Raw genomic sequence first — 22,245 nt, 5'->3', positions numbered from 1 at the left:
CAGAATTCAGTTAGCGTTGCTGGTTGTGCTCAGAGCGCGTCCTCACCGGTCTCGCCGGTGCGGATGCGAATGGCCTGGGCGACGTCGGACACAAAGATCTTGCCGTCGCCGATCTTGTCGGTTTTGGCCGCCGCGATGATCGCCTCGATAGCGGCATCGACCTGCTCGTCGGCCAAAACGACCTCGATTTTCACCTTGGGCAGGAAATCCACAACATATTCCGCGCCACGGTAGAGTTCGGTGTGGCCCTTCTGGCGGCCGAACCCCTTGACCTCGAGCACGGAGAGGCCTTGCACGCCGATCTCCTGAAGCGCTTCTTTCACTTCGTCCAGTTTGAACGGCTTGATGATGGCCTCGACTTTTTTCATGTGGTCCGACTCCCTAGGGTTTTCACGCCTCAGAACACGCAGGGCGGGGCGCCACAATCAAAGGCGCTGCCGCTGGCCCCTCGGAGGCGCGTCTTTCGATATGCTCTGCTTATTTTTTGTGCATGACGCTGTCAATTCGATCGGAAATGAATCCGGCGACCTGCACTTGCGGCGGATGTAGGGAATTCTCAATAGTGTGGCGCAAAGGAGCTTCCCATGACCGAGTTGCTGACAGCCGCCCAGATGCGCGCGATCGAAGAAGAGGCGATTGCCTCGGGCCGGGTGACCGGGCTCGAACTGATGGAACGCGCGGGGCGCGGGGTGGTCGAGGCGATGCTGTCCCAGTGGCCGGAATTGCGTGACGGGCCGCAATATGCCGTGATCCTTTGCGGGCCGGGCAATAACGGCGGCGACGGATTCGTGGTGGCGCGGCTTCTGACAGAGCTTGGCTGGCGGGTGAGCGTATTGGCCCTTGGAGACCCGGCAAAGCTGCCGCCCGACGCGAAGTCCAATCATGCTAGATGGGCCATTGACCACGCAGTCGTGTCATACTCAGTCGACGAAATCCTGAAGGCAGAGGTCAGTGCGCGGGACAGCGGAGCAGAATCCCTTGTCATCGTCGACGCCCTGTTCGGGATCGGGCAGCGCGCTCCGATGGACGACATCGTTGCTCCGTTTCGCGCATTCATCAACGCTTCGGCGGAGCGCGGCGCCTTGCCTGCGCCGGTTGTCGTCGCCGTCGATCTTCCGACAGGTTATGATGCGGACAGCGGGGCGGCGCTGGCGGCGATCCCGTTTCACGCTGACCTCATCGTCACCTTTCACGCCAGAAAGCCGTTACACGACATGCCGCATTTCGGGGACGTTCCGCTGCGGGTTGTCGATATCGGCCTGTGAGGTTGCGCATGTTCAGAGACCCCATGACACTCGAAATGACTGCCGCCCGGCGCGACGCGCTTTGCAAGTCGCCGGACGTCCACAAGTATGACCACGGTCACGCCCTCATCCTCTCTGGCGGTCCGGGTAAGACCGGCGCGGCCCGTCTTGCCGCGCGGGGTGCGCTCAGGATCGGGGCGGGCTTGGTGACCATCGGTTGCCCCCATACGGCTCTGGCCGAGGTTGCGGGGCAGGTGACGGCGATCATGTGCCGCCCGCTCGACGGGGCGCCGGGCCTGACGGAGCTTCTGGAGGATACCCGCCTGAACGCGCTACTTTTGGGGCCGGGGTTGGGGCTGGGTCAGGACACGCAGGCGCTGGTTCTGAGTGCGCTCTCGGGAAAGCGGGCCACCGTTCTGGACGCAGACGCGCTCTCGCGGTTCTCACGCAACCCTGAGACACTCTTCGACGCGCTCCACGAAACCTGCATTCTGACGCCGCACGCGGGCGAGTTCGCACGCCTCTTCCCCGACATCGCTGAAAAGCTCCACGCGCCCGCCACCACCGGACCGGCCTATTCCAAGATCGACGCGACGCGCGAGGCGGCAGCGCAGGCGGGCTGCGTGGTGCTGCTCAAGGGACCGGATACCGTCATCGCGGATCCAAAAGGCCGATGCGCCATCAACGCCAGTGTATACGACCGCGCCGCGCCATGGCTCGCCACAGCCGGCTCGGGCGACGTGCTGGCCGGGTTCATAGCCGGGTTGCTGGCGCGAGGTCTCACACCCTTCGACGCCGCCGCGACGGCTGCGTGGCTCCACACCGAATGCGCACTCTCCTTCGGGCCGGGCCTGATCGCCGAGGATTTGCCCGAGGAATTGCCCTCCGTTTTCCGCGCTCTCGGCGTCTGATCGGGCATTCCGCGGAGTAACCTCAAGAAAAGGTTGATACATCGGCACGGGGCATTACTCTGTCAGGTCAGAGCGGGCCAGGACGAGGGGACCCATGACTCCGATCACCACGCTGGAGGGCCAAACGGACCTGCCGCGATACTTCGCGACGACGTTCAATCTGGCCAAGCGCCTCAGGAACGGACGGCTGGATTTCACCTTGCCGGACGGACGGGTCTTTTCCGTCGACGCGCCCAATCCCGGCCCTTTCGCCCATATCGACATCCACAACCCGGACGTCTTCGCGCGGCTTGTCCGCGAAGGCGATCTTGGGTTCTCCGACGCCTATCTTGACGGCTGGTGGTCGACGCCCGACCTGCAGGCCTTCATGGATGTGATCCACGCCGACAATGACGAGCTTTACGAGCAGTTTCCGGGCATGGGCCTTGTTCGTGCCTTCGAGCGGCTGCGGCACTGGATGAACTCGAACAGTAGGCGGCAGGCGAAGAAAAACATCTCGTATCATTACGATCTGGGGAATGACTTCTACAGCCTCTGGCTGGACGATACGATGACCTATTCGTCTGCCCTGTTCGAGACGGGGCAGGAGAGCCTGGAAAAGGCGCAGACCCGCAAATACCAGAGCATGGTCGACGAAATGGGCGTGGGTCCCGGCGACCACGTGCTGGAAATCGGCTGCGGCTGGGGCGGGTTCGCGGAATACGCGGCCAGGGAGCGGGGACTGAAGGTTACCGGTCTGACTATCTCGAGAGAGCAGCACGATTACGCCGTCGCCCGGATGGAGCGCGCTGGCCTCTCGGACAAGGTCGAGATCAAGCTGCAGGATTACCGTGACGAGCGCGGCACCTATGACGGGGTCGCCTCCATCGAGATGTTCGAGGCGGTGGGCGAGAAATACTGGCCCGTCTATTTCAACACGGTGAAGAACTGCCTCAAGGCAGGGCGCAACGCGACGCTACAGATCATTACGGTCGAGGACCACCGGTTCGAAGCCTATCGCAAGGGCGTTGATTTCATCCAGAAGTACATCTTCCCCGGCGGGATGCTGCCGTCGCCGTCGGTTCTGCGCTCGGAAGTCGAGAAGGCGGGCCTGCAGGTCAAGCGCTCGATCGAGTTCGGTGAAAGCTACAGTCAGACGCTCCGCCGTTGGCACGACACGTTCAATGCGCGCTGGAGCGAGGTATCGTTGCTTGGATTCGACGATCGCTTCAGAAGAATGTGGAATTTTTATCTAACCTCTTGCGCTGCCGGATTTCATGCCGGAAGCATTGACGTGACGCAAATTACGGTCACGAAACCGGGGTAGGAGCAGATGCCCACAGGCGGGAAACTGGTCGCCGCAATAGTCTTCGGCGCGCTTGCCTATTTCATTTCCGATTTGATCAAGCCGTTGCTGGTGGACACCCATGGCACGGAGCTTGATTGGTTTTCGCGGTGGAATGGCCTTATCGGGGTGCTGATGGGCTGGCAAATCATTGGCAAGACAGCCGGTAAAAGCTATCGAACCGCGTTCGGAATGGGACTGACGACGCTGGCGGCGACCGTGTTCTGGTGCCTTGTCCTCTGGTCGGCCTGGGAGATGATCCAGAAGTCGATGCGCCGATCCTATGGCGGAGCGGTCGAGGCCGTTCAGGACATGACGCAGATCTTCGTCGAATACGCTGTCTTCGCTGCCCGACAGGAAATCATCATCGCCGCGGTCATCGGCGCGCTCTTCTGTGCCTGGGTGACCGAGTTCTTCGGCAAGCGGTGGACGTGAGCGCAACGACGCCCATTTTTCTCTATGGGACGCTTCTCGACCCCGATCTGTTCGGTGTCGTCGGCGGGCGGGTGCTGGCCGGCCGGTCGGCGCGGCTTGCCGATCACGCTGTCCATTGGGCGCGGGATGAGAACTTTCCCCTTCTCGGCCATGAAGCCGGGGCCGTCGCGACAGGTCTGATCGTTGAATGCGACGGACTTCTGAAGGCGCGGCTCGATTTCTACGAACTGGGATTCGGCTACACGCTGGAACCGCGTCAGGTGATGACCGACGCCGGTCGGGAGGAGGCTCTCGTCTATATCCCTGAGGCGGACAGGTGGCCGAAAGGTGCGGCTTGGTCTCTGTCGGAATGGCAGCGCACATACGGCCCGCTGTCGCGGGCGGCGGCGGTCGAATACATGCGCCTGCTGGGGGAAACGCCGCCGGAACAGGCGGCAGCAGCCTTTCCGCAGATCCGGGCGCGTGCGGCCTCTCGGCTCAGGGCGCAGGCGGAGCCGTCGCCCGATCCATTCGGTGGATTGCCTGGCGATGGGGTGGTTGCACCCGATGTCACCAGGCAGCCCTTCACCGACTATTTCGGCGTGCGAGAGGATCGGCTGAGTTTTCCCACATTCGGCGGCGGTCAGAGCGAGACGGTCCGCCGCGTGTCATGGCTGAGCGCGGATGCGGTGACGATCCTGCCCTATGACCCGGTCCGGGACGCGGTTCTGGTTGTGCGTCAGTTCCGGCATGGGGCCTTTTCGCGGGGGGACCCCAACCCGTGGTGCATTGAGCCTGTCGCCGGTCGCATTGACGCGGGCGAGACGCCGGAAGAGGCGGCGCGCCGCGAGATGCTGGAAGAAACCGGGCTCGAAGCCGGCGAAATGCATCTGATCGGCGCCTATTATCCCACGCCGGGGGCGGTGAGCGAACATCTGACCAGCTACGTCGCCATTGCCGATCTTGGCGGGCGCGACGGGAGGGTCGGCGGCGAGGTGAGCGAGGCCGAGGACATCATGGCCCATGTCGTGAGTTTCGAGGCGCTGGAAGACATGGCCGCGTCAGGTGCCGCCAATACCGGGCCGCTGCTTCTGGCGCTCTTCTGGCTGGCACGGCACCGCGAGCGATTGCGCGCAACGGATTGAAACCCGGTCCCCGGCACCCTAGGACAGAGGGTGAACCAAGAAGGACGACCGCGCATGACTGTCTACGCCGATCTCGCTGCCGCTGTCGGGAATACCCCCCTCATTCGTCTGAACGGTCCGTCGGAAGAAACCGGCGCCACGATCCTTGGCAAGGCCGAGTTCCTGAACCCCGGCCAGTCGGTGAAAGATCGCGCGGCGCTTTACATTATCCGGGACGCCGTGGTGTCGGGCAGGCTGCGTCCGGGCGGTACAATTGTCGAGGGTACGGCCGGCAACACGGGCATCGGGCTGGCGCTGGTGGGCGCGTCCATGGGGTTTCGTACGGTCATTGTCATCCCCGAGACGCAAAGCCAGGAAAAGAAAGACATGATAAGGCTTTGCGGGGCGGAGTTGGTGCAGGTGCCTGCCGTTCCCTATGCCAATCCCAACAATTACGTCAAATATTCCGAGCGGCTGGCGGCGCGGCTGAACGAGACCGAGCCGAATGGCGCGATCTGGGCCAATCAGTTCGACAATGTCGCCAACCGTCAGGCGCATGTAGAGACAACTGGGCCCGAAATCTGGGAGCAGACGGGTGGCAAGGTCGATGGCTTTACCTGTGCCGTGGGCTCGGGCGGGACGCTTGCTGGCGTGGGGCAGGTGCTGCAGCCGAAGGGTGTGAAGATCGCCCTGTCCGACCCTTATGGTTCGGGGCTTTACAAGCTCTACACAGGTGAGGAGGCGCCGAAGGGCGACTCGATCACCGAAGGTATCGGTCAGGGACGGATTACCGCGAACCTTGAAGGCTTCACGCCGGATGCAACCTACAAGATTTCCGACCACGAGGCGCTGCCCGTGGTGTTCGACCTTCTGAAAGACGAGGGGCTCTGCCTTGGCGGGTCGACGGGGATCAACGTGGCAGGCGCAATGCGCCTCGCGCGCGAACTCGGCCCGGGATCGACCGTCGTTACAATTCTCTGCGACTACGGCAATCGCTATCAGTCCAAGCTGTTCAACCCGACTTTCCTGAAGTCCAAGGGCTTGCCCGTGCCGGAATGGCTCGACGGGGACGAGCGCATCCTTCCGACAGTCTTCGAAGGCTAGACCCATGGGCGTGACCCGGCACATCCGGCATGGTCTTGCCGCGCTCTGGCTGATCTTCGCCGCGACGGTCGCCTGGGCGCAGGATCAGATCGACTATGCCGAATGGGACAGGATCGCCGGTCAGATCGAGACGGCGCTGGAAGAAGAGCGTCTGTCGGTCGAGGGATTGGACGGGCTCAGGGAGTCGCTCGTCGGATGGCGGGACCGTTTCATCACGGGCACCGATCTGAATTCCGAACGGATCGAAGCGCTGAGAACGCAAATAGACGCTCTCGGGCCCCCGCCTGCAGAGGGAGAAAGCGAAAGCGACGAGATCGCCTCGCGCCGGGAACAGTTGTCACAATCCTTGGCCGAAGCGCGTGCGCCCCAGCTTGAGGCCGAAGCCGCCTTCGTCGAAGCCAATGCCCTGATCGCGCGGATCGACAGCCGCATCCGGGACGAACAGACCGACGAGTTCTTCCGGCACGAGACCTCGCCACTTACGCCCACGCTCTGGTCGGAGGCGGCCTCCCGTCTTGGACAGGTTGCGGGCCATGCGGAGGAAGAGATTGCAGGCAATCTCGATAGCCTTCGCGAAAGAGGAGAGCTGAACGACCGGCTGCCCATCGCGTTCCTGCTTCTCGCTGTGGCGTTGATCCTGATCGTACGCGGTCCGACCTGGGTCGAGCGCTTGGTTGCGCGCGTCGAAAGAGCCTCGGGCGCGCATGGACAGATCGTTTTCGGGTTCCTGGTGTCCCTGGGAGGAATCCTGCTGCCGTTGGCAGGCATCTCGCTGATCAACGCGGCGGCGGTTTCCACGGGGCTTCTCGGCCCCACCGCGCGGGCCATCGCGCTTGGCATCAATCTGGGTGTCATCGCGGTTTCGGTCGGTCGCTGGCTGGGGACGCGGCTGTTCCCATCGGGGAGCGCGGCCCCGACGCCGCTTCATCTGGCAGAAGGCGATATGAGGCGCGGGCGGATACTGGCCCGCGTGGCCGGGCTTCTGCTGGGCGCGCTGCTTCTCATCCGTGTTGTGGGCGACACCGAGACATTCCGTGGCGATCTTCTGGGTGTTATCAGCTTTCCCTTCTTCGCCGGTCTGGCGTTGGTCCTGTTCCTGCTTGGAAAGCTGATCCGGAACGGTGCCCCTGCCTCCGGCGCCGACGCGGGAAGCGGTTATGCCGACTGGCTTCGGAACCTCGTCGGCCGGGGGCTGCAGCTGGGCGCCGTTCTGGGCGTGATCGCCGCCGCGATCGGGTATTACTCGATGGCGCGCGGCATTCTCATGCCTCTCGCGCTGACGCTGGCTGTCGTGGCCTTCCTCGTGACGCTCCATTTCCTCGTGCAATCGCTCTACGGGATGGCGCGGGGGCTGACGGTGGAGGACTCCGAGAACGCGCTGATCCCCGTCCTCGTCACCTTTGCCCTGTCCCTGGCGGCGCTGCCGCCGGTGTCCTTGTTCTGGGGTGTCAGAACCACCGACCTGACCGAGCTCTGGACCCGGTTCCGGGCCGGGCTGAGGATTGGAGAGACGACAATATCGCCCGGCGACATCGTCATGGTGGCGGTGGTCTTTGCCCTCGGCCTGATGCTGACGCGGCTCTTTCAGGGCGTTCTCAGAAACAGCGTGCTGCCCCGCACCCGGCTCGACACCGGTGGGCGGAACGCGCTCGTCTCCGGCGTCGGGTATATCGGGATTACTCTGGCGGCGCTCGCGGGCATCACGGCGGCGGGGATCGACCTGTCATCGCTCGCTATCATCGTCGGGGCACTTGGCGTTGGTATCGGCTTCGGCTTGCAGAACATCGTCAATAACTTCGTCTCGGGCATCATCCTCCTGATCGAGCGTCCCATAGGAGAGGGCGACTGGGTTGAAGTGAACGGTCAGATGGGCACCGTGCGGTCGATCTCGGTCCGCTCGACCGTCATCGAGACCTTCGACCGCACGGACCTGATCGTGCCCAACGGAGACCTGATCAGCGGGACGGTCACCAACTGGACGCGCGGCAATTCCATCGGGCGGGTGATCGCGCCCGTGGGCGTCGCCTACGGCACCGACACCCGCAAGGTCGAGCGCATCCTGCAGGAGATCGCCGAGGCGCATCCCATCGTCTCGGTCAATCCGCCGCCAACGGTGCTGTTCCGGGGCTTCGGGGCCGACAGTCTGGATTTCGAGATCCGCGCAATTCTGACCGACGTCACCTATGTCATGGCCGTGCATTCGGACCTGAACCACGAAATTGCGAAGCGCTTCGCGGAAGAGGGCATCGAGATTCCCTTTGCGCAGCGCGACATCTGGCTCAGAAACCCCGAGGCCCTGGCCGAGGCACGGCTCGGTGAAAAGGCATCGCGTGAAGAGGCGCGCGATGACAGGCCGCGTCATCGGGACGACGATGGTGAAGGAGACGGGGAATGACGCGCCAGCTTTTTCAGGACGACGCCTATCTGGCTGAAGCGACCGGCGTGATCTCGGCCGTCACGGACGAGGGCGGTCTGATCCTCGACCAGACGGTATTTTACGCGACATCGGGCGGGCAGCCAGGTGACCGCGGGTCGCTGAACTGGGATGGCGGCACATGCGAGATCGCGACGACCGTCAAAGGCCCGGACGGCCCTGTTCTGATCCCAGCCGATGGTGCCACGCTTCCGCCTGTCGGCATGGAAGTGATGCAATCGCTCGACTGGCGGCTCCGCCACACTCATATGCGGGTGCACACGGCACTTCATCTTCTATCTGTCGTCATTCCCTTGCCCGTCACGGGCGGGTCGATCTCGGACGGGAAGGGACGGCTCGATTTCGACATGCCTGAGGCACCCGACGACAAGGCCGCGCTCGAAGCCGTTCTGAACGGGCTGATCGAGGCAGATCACGTGGTCACTGACGAGTGGGTCGACGAAGAGGTGCTCGACAGCAATCCCGACCTCGTCAAGACGATGTCCGTCGCGCCGCCGCGCGGCGCGGGTCGCATTCGGCTGGTGCGGATCGGGGCAGGGGCCGAGACGGTGGACCTGCAGCCCTGCGGCGGTACTCATGTCGCGCGCACGGGCGAGATCGGTCCGGTCCGGCTGGGCAAGATCGAGAAGAAGGGGGCGCAGAACCGGCGGGTTTATCTGCATCTGGTCTGAAGCCTCTTCGGGCGGTCAGGCAGGTGTGATTTCCGCACCTCCTGCGTCTTTTGCGAAGACTTTCGCACCAATCATGTACGCGGCGCTTGCAGAGCGCCTTTCCTATGGGTAGACGATCCGGGCCGGAGAGGTGGCCGAGTGGTCGAAGGCGCACGCCTGGAAAGTGTGTAGGCGGGAAACCGTCTCCAGGGTTCGAATCCCTGTCTCTCCGCCAAAGTCCATTTCCGTACATGACTTTCGGGATCAGCGAAAATTATTTCGCTGGCTAGGCCAAGATTTGGCCGCTGCATCACTTGTGGCCCGACGGGTTAAAATTATCTGTTTCAATGGCTTGTAGCGCGAGCGCTCACGATTTTGGACAAGCGCATGCCATGGCCGGTGGCGGTGTCCTGTCACCTCGCGGACCATGTCGCCTTTGGAATTTCTTGCGGTGCAACCAGGCTTCTTGTCGGCAAATTTTCATAAAGCAGAGCGGTGCCGCTCGCTGCAAGTGCGCGCTGACCCATAGATAGGCCAAAGGCGGTCGTTGGTGCCCCCCGCGATATCACGCGATCAAATCAGATGGTCTGCGCGCCGGGACGCTCTTTTATCGTGCGATCGCGTTCACCATCGACCCTCTGCTTGAAGCGTGGCCCTGCTTCGACGGCCGCGGACCCGAAAGCATGACAGCGCAGGAATGCGGGCATGCGCGACGACCGTCAGCGTTTGACGAATCGTCGGGCATGTTCTACCTTGTGATAACGTGTTTCACTTAGCGAAACAACTTGGGAGGAGTTCATATGAAAATTCGTACAGTCGCGACCTGTGTTTTTCTTGTTGCGCCATCGCTTGGCGTCGCACAGGACGTCACCTTGAAAATGGGCCACGCGGCGTCGACGACGCATGTGTTTCACAGCGGCCTCGAGATCTTCGCCGAAAAGGTCGCGGAAAAAACCGGCGGCAGCGTGGCTGTTGAGGTTTTCGGCGACCGCCAGCTTGGCGACGACAAGGAATTGCTGGAAGGTATTCAGATCGGTCTGATCGACGGCGCGCTCGTTTCGTCGGCGACCCTTCCGCTGGTCATCGGGGCGGCGCCCTTCGATTCGCTGCAATTGCCCTTCTTGATAGGCTCCTACGAGGAGCTGTCGGACCTTTTGACCTCTGATCTGGGCGATGAACTTCTTGCCACGCTGGACGACAAGTCGATCAAGGGGGTTGGCTTCATCGAAGCCGGACAGCGCCATTTCCTCGCGACGTCCATGCAGGTCGAAGGGATCGAAAATTTTGCGGGCCTCAAGACCCGGATCGTGCCGATCCCGCTACACAAGGCCATTTGGGAAACGATTGGCGTGAACCCGATCGGGATGGCCTACGGAGAAGTCTACTCCGCGCTCGAGACCGGAACGATCGATGCCGTCGAGATCAACATGTCCTCGATCCGCTCCGAGAGCCTTTACGACGCGGCAAAGCACGTGACCAAGACCGGGCACTACTTCTGGCCGGGCGTCATCATGATTTCCGGAGCACGGTGGGACGCGCTGAGCGATGAGCAAAAGGCGGCGGTCGCGGAGGCGGGACACGAAACCACCGCCGAGGCCTATGCCCTTGCCTCTTCGCTGGAAGCGGAAACCATCCAGTTCCTCGAGGACAACGGCGTGACCGTTGGCGAGCTTGGCGATCTCGACAAGATGCGCGAGCTGACGGCTCCGATCGTGGACGAATGGACTGCGAAAGATCCTCTGATCGCCAAGATCACCGAACACTTCCGGTCGGGAAGCTGAGCCGGTGGCGGTCTCGGTCTATCGCTGGGACGCATTGCCCAAGGAAACCGTGCGCGCGGGAGTGTCGCGCACGGCGTTCCGGGGGGACAATGCGCTGATGGTGATGAACTGGCTCGAACCGGGCATGGAGAAGAAGCCGCATTCGCATCCGTTCGAGCAGCTCGCCTACATCGTCGCCGGCCGCGTCCGGTTCGAGATCGGTGAAGAGGTGATCGAGGTGGGTGCGGGCGAGGTTGTGCGCATACCGCCGGACGTCATGCATTGCGGCGAGGCGATCGGCGACAAGGTCGCGATCAATCTCGACGTCTTCGCACCTGTTCGTGACGACTATCGCCACCTTACCGAATACCAGGAAGACGACTTCCGCTGAGTGTCTGAAACGTGAAGACACCTGCGCCGGCCCCGGGACCGAGGGCCGGTGACGAGACAATCATGTTCGGCGCAAGGCCGCGTGGGAGTGAACGCAATGCTCGAGACCTTTCAGACAATCTATCGCAGGGTGCTGCGCGTGATCCTGATCGCGATGCTCGCAGTCCTGCTTGCGGTCATGTCCGCGCAGGTCGTGATGCGCTACGGCTTCAACTCGTCGCTCATATGGTCCGAGGAACTGTGCCGGTATCTGCTTATCTGGATATCTTTCCTTGGGCTGATCGCCGCCTACGAGCGCGGAGAAGTAGCTGCGCTGTCGTTTCTTACCCGTGTTCTGCCGCGGGTCCCCGCATACGGCATCGCTATTCTTGGCCGGGTGGCGAGCCTCGTGCTTCTTGTGACGATCATTCGATACGGATGGCTCTACGCGGAGCGTGCGGGCGGACAGGCGATACCGGCGGCGAGGTTCATTCTCGAAGAGCTGGGCCAGTCGGGTCCGATCCCCACCATCTTCTGGGTCTATATCGCGCTGCCGCTCGGGATGGGGCTGGTCGCTCTGCGGATCCTCTTCGAGGTCGCGGCGCTGGCCCGTGGCCTCTACCGGGGTGAGAGCCTCGCCATTCTTCACGACGGCGAAGAGGGATCGGCCGCATGATTGCAGCTCTGATCATTTTCGCCGTGGTGCTCGTGATGGGGGTGCCGATTGCCTTCGCGCTCGGGCTCGCCTCGTTGGGGTATCTCTTTTTCAACGATCAGCTTCACCTGTTGATCGGCTTCCCTCAGAAGATGATCGCAGGAACGAACAATTTCGTTCTTCTGACCATTCCCTTCTTCATCCTTGCCGGGCATCTCATGAGTGCAGCCAATCTGACCCGTCAGATCGTGCTTTTCGCTCAAACGCTTGTGGGACGGGTGAGGGGCGGGCTTGCGGCCGTCAACGTCACCGCCTCGATGCTGTTCTCGGGGGTGAGTGGAGCGGCGACGGCCGAGGCTTCGGCGCTCGGCTCGATCATGATCCCCGCGATGAAGAACGATGGGTACAAGGCCGAGTACGCGGCCGCCCTGACGGCGGCGGGGTCGATCCTCGGGCCGATGGTGCCGCCATCTCTTGCGCTCATTCTCTATGGTGTGCTGACCGGGACTTCGATTTCCGACCTTTTCCTTGCCGGGATCATGCCGGCAATCCTGCTTTTCGCACTTCTCCTCGCCTATGTTCTGTACCGCGCGCGGCGGGACGGCCACCCGCTTCCGCCGGAGGTTCCGCCCGAAGAGCGCAAGGGACTTGCGCTCCGCACGCTGCCGGCACTCATGATGCCGGTCATCATCGTCGGCGGTATCAAGGGAGGTGTCTTCACCCCCACCGAGGCTGCAGCGGTCGCGGCCGTCTACGCGCTCTTCATCGGAGTCGTGGTCTACCGCAGCCTGACGCTGTCCAAGATTGCGGACGCCTTCTACGCGACCGCGACCATGACGGCGGGCGTGATGGTCATCGTCGCAATGGCCGGAATGGCCTCGTTCATCCTCGGGATCGAGAACATCCCGCGCGAGGTCGCGCAGGGCATGAAGGAACTGAGTTCGTCGCCTTGGGTCCTGATCCTCCTTCTCAACATCATCCTGCTTGTCCTCGGTCTATTCCTCGAACCGCTCGCGGCGCTTGTTCTGGTCATGCCTATACTGAACGAGATCGCCCCGGCGATAGGAATGGACCCGGTGCAATTCGGTGTGATGGTCGTCTTGAATCTCATGATCGGGATGATCACGCCGCCTGTCGGGCTGTGTCTCTTCATCGTCTCGGCCATCGGCCGAACGCCACTTGAAAAGGTCGCACGCGAGGTGCTGCCGATGATCGGATTGAGCTTGTTAGTCCTCCTTCTCGTGGCGTTCGTACCCACCCTGAGCCTCGCGCTCGTCATGATCTTCGGAGGTTGAATTGGCGAATTCAAATCAGTCCACGCTCGCGACGTTCCAGATCATCGAGGCAATGGCATCGATCGGCGAAAGCGCGCGGATCACAGAACTTGCCAGGATGCTGGATATGCCGCGGGCGCGGGTCTACCGGTACCTGCAGACGCTGGTTTCGATCGGCTACGCGCAGCAGGACCCGGAGACCGAGCGCTACAAGCTGACGCTCAAGCTTTTCCACCTGGGTCAGGCGGTCGCGGAAAGCACCGAATTGACGGCGCTCGCCCGGCCGCAGATGGCACGGCTCCGGACCGAGACGGAGTGCACCGTGACGTTCTCGCTTCTCGAAGCACAGGGCATGCGCGTTGCCGAGATCGTGCGCGTGGATTCCCCTGTTCAGATCGTCACGCGCCCCGGTTCGCTCTTGTCCTTCCACGCGTCGGCTCAAGGCAAACTCGCGCTCGCATTCGGAGACCCCGAGAACTGGGATCAGGTCCGTGCCGCGAAGCTCCAGGCATTCACGGATCGCACGATCACCGATCTGGCGACACTGGAAGCGCAGGTGGCCGAGGTCGCGAAGCAGGGCTGGGCCACCGCGCCGGAAGAGACGCTGCGGGGTGTGAACGCCTTGTCGGCGCCGATTTTCGATGCGCGTGCCCGGCTGGTCGCGACGCTCACAATCGCTGCATCCGTCCAGGATATCAGCGAGCCGCCGTCACAGAAGCAGATCAAGGCGGTCGTGACGGCCGCGAGACGAATTTCAGAGAATTTGGGTTACACGAGAGGAGACGTCATATGACGAAATATTCGCTCGCCATCGACATCGGCGGGACGTTCACGGATGCAGTGCTCTTGGCATCGGACGGACGAAGCTTTGTCGATAAGACCCTTACGACACACAACAATCTGATCGAGGGCTTCTTTCGTGGCGTGGATCTTGTGCTCTCGCAAGCCGACATCCAGCCGTCGGACGTGAACGACGTCGTTGTCCATGCGACCACCGTCGTCACGAACGCCCTGATCGAACGCAAAGGCCCGCCGGTCGCTCTCTTGGTCACCGAGGGGTTTCGCGATGTGCTCTATATCCGCGAGGAACATCGCTACGAGATGTACGATCCTCAGATCGAGTTCGCGGAGCCTCTTATTCCGTCTGAACGCACGTTCGCGGTTGCAGAGAGATGCTATGCCGACGGAGCGATCGGCAAGGAGGTCGACCGTGCCCAGATCGTCGACATCATCCAGAAGTGCCGCGACCAGGGTATTGTTTCGGTCGCGGTCTGTTTCCTCAATGCCTATCGGAACGGAGCGAACGAGGAGCGGGTGCGCGAGATCTTCGCAGAGGAGGCGCCCGAGATCTATGTTTCCCTGTCATCGGTCATCTCGCCACAGATGCGCGAGTATTTCCGGGCATCCACGACCGCCATCAACGCCTACACGATTCCGATCACGCGGCCATACCTGTTGTCCCTGATCGACGAACTCGAAGCGCGCGGGTTCGATCAGCAGCCTCTCATCATGCTTTCGAACGGCGGTGTGCTGGGCGCGAAGAGGGCGGGCGACATGCCGGTTCGCATGATCGAGAGCGGACCGGCAGCGGGCGCTCTCGTCGCCTGCTACTTCAGCCGGCTTTTCGATATCCCGGATCTCATCTCTTTCGACATGGGCGGAACGACGGCGAAGGCCTGTCTCGTGCAGAACCACGAGCCGCTTGTTGCAGGAACCTTCGAAGTCGACAGGCGGTACCGGTTCAAGCCCGGATCTGGAATGCCGATCACGGTACCGTCCATCGACATGATTGAAATCGGCGCCGGCGGTGGCTCCATCGCCTCGGTGGACGCCCTTGGACTGCTCAAGATCGGGCCGGAAAGCTCGGGTTCGATGCCGGGCCCGGTCTGCTACGGGCGGGGCGGCGAAAACCCCTGTGTCACCGACGCCGACCTCGTGCTCGGTATACTTGATGCGGACCGGTTCCTCGGCGGAGACATGGAGCTTGATCTGGAAGGGGCGCAAGCGGCCTTCGACGATCTTGGAAAAACGCTTGGTCTGAGCCGGGAGGCAGCCGCGTGGGGTGTCTTCGAGGTCGTCTGCGAGCAGATGGCCGCCGCGACGCGGACGCATGCAACCGATCGTGGCATCGACTACAGGGGCTTGCCGCTTCTTGCTTTCGGAGGTGCCGGGCCGGTTCATGCCTGCATGGTCGCCGAACTGACCGAAAGCGAGCAGGTTATATATCCGCCGCTTGCCAGCGTGCTCTCGGCCTTTGGAACGCTGGTCACGCCTACACAAGTCGATCTGGTTCGCAGTCTCGTCTCTCAACTCGACAGCGTCGACTGGTCACGTGTCGACGAGACGCTTGGCGCCATGGTGGAAGAGGGCGGCGCGGCCCTGGTCGACGCAGGCATTCCTGAGGATGAGTGCCAATACCGCTTCGGGGTCGAACTTCGCTACACGGGCCAGCAGTCCGAAGTGCGGATCGAACTCGACGGAGATCCGAGGGAAACGCGAGACACCGCAGCCATCGAACGGCTTTTCCAGGCGGAATACGAGAAACAGTACGGGCTGAAGCTGGATGGTATGCTGATCGAGGTCGTGAACTGGCTTGTTACCGCGTATGGACGTCATCCGGACCGCGCCAGTGCCGCGCAGGTCGCGAAGGGCGCGTTGCCTGACACGGGATCGCGGACGGTACATGTCGGGGGCACAGCTCGCGATGTTCCGGTGTTTCAGCGCCTGGCGCTCAAACACGGCGACCGTATCGACGGGCCGGCGATCATTGAGGAGCGGGAGACGACGATCTTCATCCTCGAGGGCTGGTCGCTCAAGCTGCATCCAAGCGGCAGTCTGGTAGCCGACCGCGTTGCGGCAAGAAAACCACAAGTCTTCGAAAGGGTCGCATGATGGACGGCGTCGAACTTCAGATACTCTGGTCAAACGTTATCGGAATCGTCAGCGAACAGGCGCGCGCGCTTCAGCGCATCGCATTCAGCCCCATCGTGCGGGAGGCCGGAGACCTTGCGAATGGCCTGTTCGACAAGCGCGCGCGCATGGTTGCGCAGGCGGTGACGGGAACGCCCGGTCATATCAACTCGCTTGCGGCAGCCGCGCGCAATCTGCTGGACGAAGTCGACGAAAACGACATCGCCCCGGGTGATGTCCTGATCACGAATGACCCCTGGATGTCGGCGGGGCATTTTTTCGACATCACCGTCCTGTCGCCGATCTTTCGAAACGGCGCGATCATAGGCTACGCCGGATCGACCATTCACCATTCCGACATCGGCGGCTATGGCATCGGATCGGGCGCGCGCGACATCCATGAAGAGGGCCTTTGGATTCCCGTGATGAAGCTCTACGAGCGGGGAAAGCCCAATCGCACCCTGTTCGACATCATCAAGCGGAACGTCCGCACGCCGGACGCGCTGATGGGCGATCTCGGTGCGCAGGTGTCGAGCGGCATGATCGCATCCGAACGGCTGAATGCCCTGTGCGATCGCTATGGGCTCGATGACATCGAAGAATTGTCCGACGAGATCATCAACCGTTCCGAGACTGCAACGCGGGATGCGATCCGCAAACTTGCGCCTGGAACGTATCACGGATCGTCGCGTTTCGATGTTCCCGGCGGCGACGTGATCGAGCTGAAGACGGCTGTCACGATCGACGCTCAGCAAGGGGAGATAACGATCGATTTCGAAGGGTCCTCGGGCCCCAGCGGCATGGGCATCAACGTGGTTCCTGCATATACCCACGCCTACGCGACGTTCGCGGTCCGCTCGACGCTGAACCCCGACCTGCCGAACAACGCCGGCAGTCTTGCTCCGATCAAGCTCAGGCTTCCCGACGAAAGCATCGTGAACGCGAAGTACCCGTCGCCTGTAAACGCGCGGCACGTCGTGGGGATGTACGTTCCGTTTCCTATCCTGAAGGCTCTCGCTCATGTCGTGCCCGAGCGCGTTCTCGCCGAAGGCTCGGGCGCGGTCTGGACGGTACAGGTTCAGGGCCGCGACGAAAACGGACGGCCATTCACGAGCTCGATGTTCAATTACTCCGGTGGTATGGGCGCGCGGGCAGAAAAACCCGGCATCTCGGCAGTGTGCTATCCTACGGGTGTCTCCGCCGTGCCGGTCGAGGTGCTCGAAGCGTCCTATCCGATCGCGTTCACCTGCAAGGAACTCGAACGCGGGACGGGGGGCGCCGGAAAGTATCCGGGCGGCGACGGCCAGAGGATCGGTTACCGGATGAGAACCACAAGGCCGTGGCTTCTCAACACGATACCGAGCCGCCTTTCCACGGCGCCCGAAGGGCTTATGGGCGGCTGCGACGGCGCGCATGGCGTGTTCCGCATCAATGGCGAGGACGTCGTCGATACGCGCAAGCGCGAGATGGCGCCCGACGACGAGGTCTTCATGATTACACCCGGTGGCGGCGGCTACGGCGCACCAGTGGCGGGGGAGTGACACACGAGATGCGACATCCGGCACTTATTGTGGGCTGCGGCCATTCGAAGTTCGGGCGGCTCGAGGAGCACAGCCTTGAGGATCTGATTCAAGCTGTATCGCGCGAGGCAATCGAGGACGCGGGCCTCGCGCCGAGTGAGATCGACGCCGTCTTTCTCGGCCACTTCAACTCGGGCATGGTCGCGGATGGCTTCTGTTCGTCCATGGCGCTGGCGATCCACCCCGATCTTCGCTTCAAGCCGGCCGTGCGTCTGGAAAACGCCTGCGCTTCGGGGTCGGCGGCGATCTTCGGCGCCCTGGATGCCATCGCCGCGGGCCGTATAAAGACCGCGCTGGTGGTCGGAGCCGAGAAGATGACGCACCTGTCGACCGCAGAGGTTACCGATGCGCTTGCCGGGGCCAGCTATCAGAAAGAGGAAGCTGGCGTTTCCTTTCCCGAGATTTTCGCAAGGTTCGCCCGCGCCTATCGTGCCGAGTATACGGACCCGTCACGCGCGATGGCGGAAATCGCGGTCAAGAACCACCACAACGCGCTCGACAATCCTCTTGCGCAAATGCAGCGCGAGCTTTCGCTCGACTTCTGCCTTGAGCCGTCCAACAAGAACCCGATGATCGCCGAACCTCTGCGCGTGACGGACTGTTCGCTGATCTCGGACGGGGCTGCCGCGATCGTTCTGGCGCACGAAGATCGCGCAGGTGATTTCGAACGCGCCGTCGCGTTCCGCGCGGCGACACAGGTCAATGACCTGCTGCCCCTTTCGGCGAAACCGCAGAGCCGCATGGAAGGACCTGCAAGGGCGTTTCGCGCGGCCTACGAAAGTGCGGGGCTTGCGCTGTCGGATATCTCATTCGCCGAAGTGCATGACTGCTTCACGATCGCGGAACTCATGATCGTCGAAGCCATGGGGCTTGCGGCGCCGGGCGAGGGACCGCGCGTCGTAGGCGACGGTATCACCGCACAGGATGGACGACTGCCGATCAACCGGTCCGGAGGGCTCAAGGCCAAGGGCCATCCCGTCGGGGCGACAGGCGTTTCGATGCATGTCCTCGCCGCCCGGCAGTTGACCGGACGGGCCGGCGCGATGCAGTTGCCCCGTTCGGATGTGGGCATGTGCTTCAATATGGGAGGTGGCGCGGTGGCGAGTTACGTCTCGATCCTCGAGCCCGTGCACGCCTGATGACGGCTGCGGCCATGCTTTTCGAGACGGCGGAACGGGTGCCGGACAACCCGTCGCTTCTTCTTGGCGAGCAGGTGATCGCCACCTATCGTCAGTTTGCCGACCGGGCCGCGAGCCTGGCCCTCCTTTTGTGTCAGGACCATGGAATTGCGCCTGGTGACCGCGTCGCCATTTTCGCCAGGAATGCGCCCGAGTATCTCATTGCGCTTTACGGGATCTGGTGCGCGGGCGCGATCGCGGTGCCGGTCAACTGCAAGCTTCACCCGCGTGAAGTCGACTATATTCTCGCGAACTCGGGCGCGAAGCTGGTCATCGTCGACGGGAATACCCCGTCCGGGTTTGCGCCCGAGATCCCGGTCCTGGTGTTTTCCGATTTTCCGGAGACGGGCGACGAGGCGAGGGAACCGCACCCGTCCGGCCCCGACGACTCGGCGTGGCTCTTCTATACCTCTGGCACGACCGGGAAGCCGAAAGGCGTCGATCTGACCTTCGGCAATCTGTCGGCCATGAGCGAGGCCTACGTCATCGACGTCGACGCGGTCCACGAAGGCGATGCCGCCTTCTACGCCGCCCCCATGTCGCATGGAGCGGGTCTCTACAATTTCATGTTCGTTAAGGCTGGCGCACGCCATATCGTGCCGCCGACCGACGGCTTCGATACCGAATATATCTGCAAGATGGCACCGCGTCTGGGCAATCTCTCGATGTTCGCCGCGCCCACGATGGTCAAGCGTCTTGTCGGCAAAGCGAGGGAGCTGGATTATTCCGGCGAGGGGATACGCACCATCGTCTATGGCGGAGGCCCGATGTACGTCGCGGACGCCATTGAGGCATTCAACCAATTCGGCGACCGTTTTATCCAGATTTACGGTCAGGGCGAATGTCCGATGTGCCTGACGGTCCTGACACGGGACGAGGTAGCTGACAGACATCATCCGAACTGGGCATCCCGACTTGGCTCGGTCGGACGGGCGCAGTCCTGCGTCGAGTTGAAGACCATTCGCGCCGACGGGACAGCGTGCCGGGTGGGCGAGACGGGTGAGATTGTCGCGAAGGGCAGGCCGGTCATGCGGGGGTACTGGCGGAATGCCCAAGCGACCGCCGAGGCTTTGGCAGACGGTTGGCTGCGGACGGGCGACATGGGTAGTTTGGACGCCGATGGCTATCTGACGCTTCGGGATCGGTCCAAGGACGTGATCATATCCGGCGGGTCAAACGTCTATCCAAGGGAAGTCGAGGAGGCGCTACTTTCGCATGAATGCGTGCAGGAAGTTGCCGTCGTGGGCCGGCCGAGCGCTGAATGGGGCGAGGAAGTCGTGGCCTTCGTCGTCCCCGCCCAAGATGCGGCTCAGGACGCCGAAGCGCTTCGCCGTCACTGCCGATCGCAGATCGCCGCGTTCAAGGTTCCGAAAGCGATCCTGTTCACGGACGACCTGCCCAAGAACAACTATGGCAAGGTGGTCAAGACCGAGCTTCGCGAAAGGCTCGGCATCGACAGTCAGGCAAAGACTTCGAGTGCGCGCTGAAACGGGCTTTGCAGCTTAAGAGCACAACGATATCGAGCAACGGCCCGCCGATCGCTATCGAGGTGATACGCGTGACGCGGCCCATTCACTGATCGCGGCTTTCCGGCAGGTCCAAGATGGCACGGGCGTCCGCAAGTGCCTCCGCAGCCGCGGATTTCAGAAGTGTCTGGTCGGACGACACCATGAAAGCAGTTGTGCCAAGGGCCGCCATGCCCTCCATGTCGGCTGAACCGCCCGACATGGCACAGATAATCTTTCCCGCCGACCTGGCGGATGCCGCAATCCGATCGACCGCCTCGAGCACCGCAGGGGCGGTGCCTTCACTTTCGCCCAGGGCGACCGTGAGGTCGGCACGGCCGATGAATATTCCGTCCAGCCCATCGACCGCCATGATGTCGTCCAGTTGCCCGAGCGCGGCCGCGTCCTCGATCATCGCGATGACTGTGACACGGTCATCCTGGGTTCTGATATGGTCCTTGAAGGTCATAGAGCCGAAACCGCCCGCCCGGGTGGTCGGGGAATAGCCTCGTTTGCCGCCGGCGTATCGCGCCGCAGCCACTACCGCGCGGGCCTTTTCGGCGGTGTCGACATGCGGAACGAGAACTCCGTCCGCTCCACAGTCAAGCACGCTGAGAATGGCTTCGGGTGACGGGCTTTGCACGCGGACAAGGCTGGCGATTCCATGGGCTTTGCAGGCCAGAATGATCCGGTCGGTGCTCTCGCGCGAGAATGGGGCATGTTCTTCGTCCACCACCACGAAATCGTAACCGAGCGTCCCTAGAATTTCGGCAGGCTGCGTATTCGCTATCTTCAGGAAGCAGCCGATCAGCCGTTCTCGGGCAAGAAACCTGTTGCGAAAGTCATTTGGAGCGTCGGTCATCAGGTCCCCCGGATTGGTCGCGGCTTTTGTCCCATTTGGGCGCAGCGCCGGCAATCGCGCAATCACGTTATTCCAGAAGCCCTTTCTCCAGGGCTCACCGCGCCGCCGGTCCTGCTGAGTGGCGCGGCTCCTTGGGGAAAAACCGTCTGGGCGACGGCCGGTGCGAACGTGCCTGACCGCAACGCCAAGTCTTTCCATTTCGCGTCACGCGTCGTCTTGATGCGAGGGTCCTGTTCGCCGGACTTGGCGTTGGCGTCTCTCGCGTTAGGATACAATCGACGAGCCATTTTTTGGGCGGACACGCCGTCTCCGGTATCTTTGGAAGGTGAATTCAAATGGCCGATAACCTTTTCGTATTGACCGGTTGCTCGGGCGGAGGAAAGTCGACTCTGCTGCATCATCTTTCAGAGCGCGGCTTCGCCACCGTGCCCGAGCCGGGTCGTCGTATCGTTGCCGAGGAAGTGACCGGTGACGGACGCGCTTTGCCCTGGGTGAATTTGGAAGCCTTCGCGCATCGGGCCGTCGCGATGGCCAGAGCCGATCTTGAGGACGCGAAGCGGCACGATGGTGTGGTGTTCTTCGACCGTGGGCTGCTTGACGCGGCGGTGGCCCTTGCTCATGCGGGCGGGCCCAGTGTTGCGGAGACAATGGGCGATGAGAGACCCTATAACGACACTGTCTTCGTGGTTCCTCCGTGGGAAGAGCTGTTCTCGCAGGATGCCGAGCGGCGCCACGACTTTGGCGCAGCAGTCCGCGAACATCGGCGCATCGAGGAGGCTTTGCGGCACCTCGCCTATAAGCTTATCCCGGTCCCCAAAGCTTCGGTCGAGGACCGTGCCTCTTTCTTGCTTGCGGCCTGTGGCCTGATCTGAAGGCTGCTTCCAATTCGCACGAAAAGGCGATCTGGCCTAAATCGGCGTCGGATCGGTGATCCCTTGACCTGTTGG

The 22,245-nt window shown here is 62.4% G+C and carries 18 protein-coding genes, 1 tRNA gene and 1 pseudogene; 18 read left to right on the top strand and 2 right to left on the bottom strand.

Going from position 1 to position 22,245, the window contains the following annotated elements; translation table 11 throughout:
* Positions 1-29: 29 nt before the first annotated feature.
* Positions 30-368 carry a P-II family nitrogen regulator gene (locus tag GQ651_RS05775; protein ID WP_160763231.1) on the bottom strand — a complete coding sequence of 113 codons (339 nt, stop codon included), beginning with the start codon at positions 366-368 and terminating at the stop codon, positions 30-32.
* Between the two features lie 216 nt (positions 369-584).
* Here GQ651_RS05775 and GQ651_RS18655 point away from each other — a divergent pair.
* The 17 genes and pseudogenes from GQ651_RS18655 to GQ651_RS05685 all read left to right on the top strand — a co-directional run bounded on the left by GQ651_RS18655 (position 585) and on the right by GQ651_RS05685 (position 20,418).
* Positions 585-2,155, top strand: a pseudogene (locus GQ651_RS18655) (NAD(P)H-hydrate dehydratase).
* Between the two features lie 94 nt (positions 2,156-2,249).
* Positions 2,250-3,461, top strand: a complete 1,212-nt coding sequence (locus tag GQ651_RS05760) for an SAM-dependent methyltransferase (RefSeq protein WP_160763228.1) — start codon at positions 2,250-2,252, stop codon at positions 3,459-3,461.
* Between the two features lie 6 nt (positions 3,462-3,467).
* Complete coding sequence (locus GQ651_RS05755; RefSeq protein WP_160763227.1) at positions 3,468-3,914, top strand: TrgA family protein; 447 nt, start codon at positions 3,468-3,470, stop codon at positions 3,912-3,914.
* Positions 3,911-5,038 (top strand): NUDIX domain-containing protein, encoded by a 1,128-nt coding sequence (locus GQ651_RS05750; RefSeq protein ID WP_160763226.1) that lies wholly within the window; start codon positions 3,911-3,913, stop codon positions 5,036-5,038. The genes GQ651_RS05755 and GQ651_RS05750 overlap by 4 nt, the downstream gene beginning before the upstream one ends.
* 54 nt (positions 5,039-5,092) lie before the next feature.
* On the top strand, positions 5,093-6,121 hold the full coding sequence (locus GQ651_RS05745) for a cysteine synthase A (RefSeq protein WP_160763225.1): 1,029 nt from the start codon (positions 5,093-5,095) through the stop codon (positions 6,119-6,121).
* Positions 6,122-6,125: 4 nt separating this feature from the next.
* A complete protein-coding gene (locus GQ651_RS05740; protein ID WP_160763224.1) occupies positions 6,126-8,516 on the top strand; it encodes a DUF3772 domain-containing protein in 2,391 nt (796 codons plus the stop codon).
* The gene (locus GQ651_RS05735; RefSeq protein WP_160763223.1) at positions 8,513-9,226 is read left to right on the top strand and encodes an alanyl-tRNA editing protein; all 714 of its coding nucleotides are present in this window, start codon (positions 8,513-8,515) and stop codon (positions 9,224-9,226) included. Before GQ651_RS05740 ends, GQ651_RS05735 begins: the two co-directional genes overlap by 4 nt.
* A gap of 124 nt (positions 9,227-9,350) precedes the next feature.
* Positions 9,351-9,440 (top strand) — tRNA-Ser (locus GQ651_RS05730).
* A 565-nt stretch (positions 9,441-10,005) separates the two neighbouring features.
* A complete protein-coding gene (locus GQ651_RS05725) occupies positions 10,006-10,986 on the top strand; it encodes a TRAP transporter substrate-binding protein (RefSeq protein ID WP_160763222.1) in 981 nt (326 codons plus the stop codon).
* A 4-nt stretch (positions 10,987-10,990) separates the two neighbouring features.
* Positions 10,991-11,356, top strand: coding sequence for a cupin domain-containing protein (locus tag GQ651_RS05720; RefSeq protein WP_160763221.1), 366 nt, complete (start codon positions 10,991-10,993; stop codon positions 11,354-11,356).
* Positions 11,357-11,452: 96 nt separating this feature from the next.
* Positions 11,453-12,010 carry a TRAP transporter small permease gene (locus GQ651_RS05715; RefSeq protein ID WP_160763220.1) on the top strand — a complete coding sequence of 186 codons (558 nt, stop codon included), beginning with the start codon at positions 11,453-11,455 and terminating at the stop codon, positions 12,008-12,010.
* Positions 12,007-13,284, top strand: a complete 1,278-nt coding sequence (locus tag GQ651_RS05710) for a TRAP transporter large permease (protein WP_160763219.1) — start codon at positions 12,007-12,009, stop codon at positions 13,282-13,284. The genes GQ651_RS05715 and GQ651_RS05710 overlap by 4 nt, the downstream gene beginning before the upstream one ends.
* Position 13,285: 1 nt before the next feature.
* Entirely contained in the window at positions 13,286-14,056 is a 771-nt protein-coding gene (locus GQ651_RS05705; RefSeq protein WP_160763218.1) for an IclR family transcriptional regulator, read from the top strand.
* Positions 14,053-16,155 carry a hydantoinase/oxoprolinase family protein gene (locus GQ651_RS05700; protein WP_160763217.1) on the top strand — a complete coding sequence of 701 codons (2,103 nt, stop codon included), beginning with the start codon at positions 14,053-14,055 and terminating at the stop codon, positions 16,153-16,155. The genes GQ651_RS05705 and GQ651_RS05700 overlap by 4 nt, the downstream gene beginning before the upstream one ends.
* The gene (locus GQ651_RS05695; RefSeq protein ID WP_160763216.1) at positions 16,155-17,714 is read left to right on the top strand and encodes a hydantoinase B/oxoprolinase family protein; all 1,560 of its coding nucleotides are present in this window, start codon (positions 16,155-16,157) and stop codon (positions 17,712-17,714) included. Before GQ651_RS05700 ends, GQ651_RS05695 begins: the two co-directional genes overlap by 1 nt.
* 8 nt (positions 17,715-17,722) lie before the next feature.
* Positions 17,723-18,892, top strand: coding sequence for a thiolase domain-containing protein (locus GQ651_RS05690; RefSeq protein ID WP_160763215.1), 1,170 nt, complete (start codon positions 17,723-17,725; stop codon positions 18,890-18,892).
* 14 nt (positions 18,893-18,906) lie between these two features.
* Positions 18,907-20,418: a class I adenylate-forming enzyme family protein gene (locus GQ651_RS05685; protein WP_227257969.1), complete on the top strand. Its 1,512-nt coding sequence runs from the start codon at positions 18,907-18,909 to the stop codon at positions 20,416-20,418.
* A gap of 85 nt (positions 20,419-20,503) precedes the next feature.
* Here GQ651_RS05685 and GQ651_RS05680 read toward each other — a convergent pair whose 3' ends face one another.
* Positions 20,504-21,298, bottom strand: coding sequence for an HpcH/HpaI aldolase family protein (locus tag GQ651_RS05680; protein WP_160763213.1), 795 nt, complete (start codon positions 21,296-21,298; stop codon positions 20,504-20,506).
* A 335-nt stretch (positions 21,299-21,633) separates the two neighbouring features.
* Here GQ651_RS05680 and GQ651_RS05675 point away from each other — a divergent pair, with 335 nt between their 5' ends.
* A complete protein-coding gene (locus GQ651_RS05675) occupies positions 21,634-22,170 on the top strand; it encodes an AAA family ATPase (protein ID WP_160763212.1) in 537 nt (178 codons plus the stop codon).
* The last annotated feature ends 75 nt before the right edge of the window (positions 22,171-22,245 follow it).

The organism is Kangsaoukella pontilimi, assembly GCF_009830125.1.
GTDB classification, from domain to species: Bacteria; Pseudomonadota; Alphaproteobacteria; order Rhodobacterales; family Rhodobacteraceae; genus Kangsaoukella; species Kangsaoukella pontilimi.
This window is presented reverse-complemented; position numbering and strand designations above follow the sequence as displayed.

Bases quoted from the DNA above. Each gene is read 5' to 3' on its own strand.
- GQ651_RS05775 (WP_160763231.1), bottom strand. From the start codon at position 368: ATGAAAAAAGTCGAGGCCATCATCAAGCCGTTCAAACTGGACGAAGTG.
- GQ651_RS05760 (WP_160763228.1), top strand. From the start codon at position 2,250: ATGACTCCGATCACCACGCTGGAGGGCCAAACGGACCTGCCGCGATAC.
- GQ651_RS05755 (WP_160763227.1), top strand. From the start codon at position 3,468: ATGCCCACAGGCGGGAAACTGGTCGCCGCAATAGTCTTCGGCGCGCTT.
- GQ651_RS05745 (WP_160763225.1), top strand. From the start codon at position 5,093: ATGACTGTCTACGCCGATCTCGCTGCCGCTGTCGGGAATACCCCCCTC.
- GQ651_RS05740 (WP_160763224.1), top strand. From the start codon at position 6,126: ATGGGCGTGACCCGGCACATCCGGCATGGTCTTGCCGCGCTCTGGCTG.
- GQ651_RS05735 (WP_160763223.1), top strand. From the start codon at position 8,513: ATGACGCGCCAGCTTTTTCAGGACGACGCCTATCTGGCTGAAGCGACC.
- GQ651_RS05725 (WP_160763222.1), top strand. From the start codon at position 10,006: ATGAAAATTCGTACAGTCGCGACCTGTGTTTTTCTTGTTGCGCCATCG.
- GQ651_RS05715 (WP_160763220.1), top strand. From the start codon at position 11,453: ATGCTCGAGACCTTTCAGACAATCTATCGCAGGGTGCTGCGCGTGATC.
- GQ651_RS05710 (WP_160763219.1), top strand. From the start codon at position 12,007: ATGATTGCAGCTCTGATCATTTTCGCCGTGGTGCTCGTGATGGGGGTG.
- GQ651_RS05700 (WP_160763217.1), top strand. From the start codon at position 14,053: ATGACGAAATATTCGCTCGCCATCGACATCGGCGGGACGTTCACGGAT.
- GQ651_RS05695 (WP_160763216.1), top strand. From the start codon at position 16,155: ATGGACGGCGTCGAACTTCAGATACTCTGGTCAAACGTTATCGGAATC.
- GQ651_RS05690 (WP_160763215.1), top strand. From the start codon at position 17,723: ATGCGACATCCGGCACTTATTGTGGGCTGCGGCCATTCGAAGTTCGGG.
- GQ651_RS05685 (WP_227257969.1), top strand. From the start codon at position 18,907: ATGCTTTTCGAGACGGCGGAACGGGTGCCGGACAACCCGTCGCTTCTT.
- GQ651_RS05680 (WP_160763213.1), bottom strand. From the start codon at position 21,298: ATGACCGACGCTCCAAATGACTTTCGCAACAGGTTTCTTGCCCGAGAA.
- GQ651_RS05675 (WP_160763212.1), top strand. From the start codon at position 21,634: ATGGCCGATAACCTTTTCGTATTGACCGGTTGCTCGGGCGGAGGAAAG.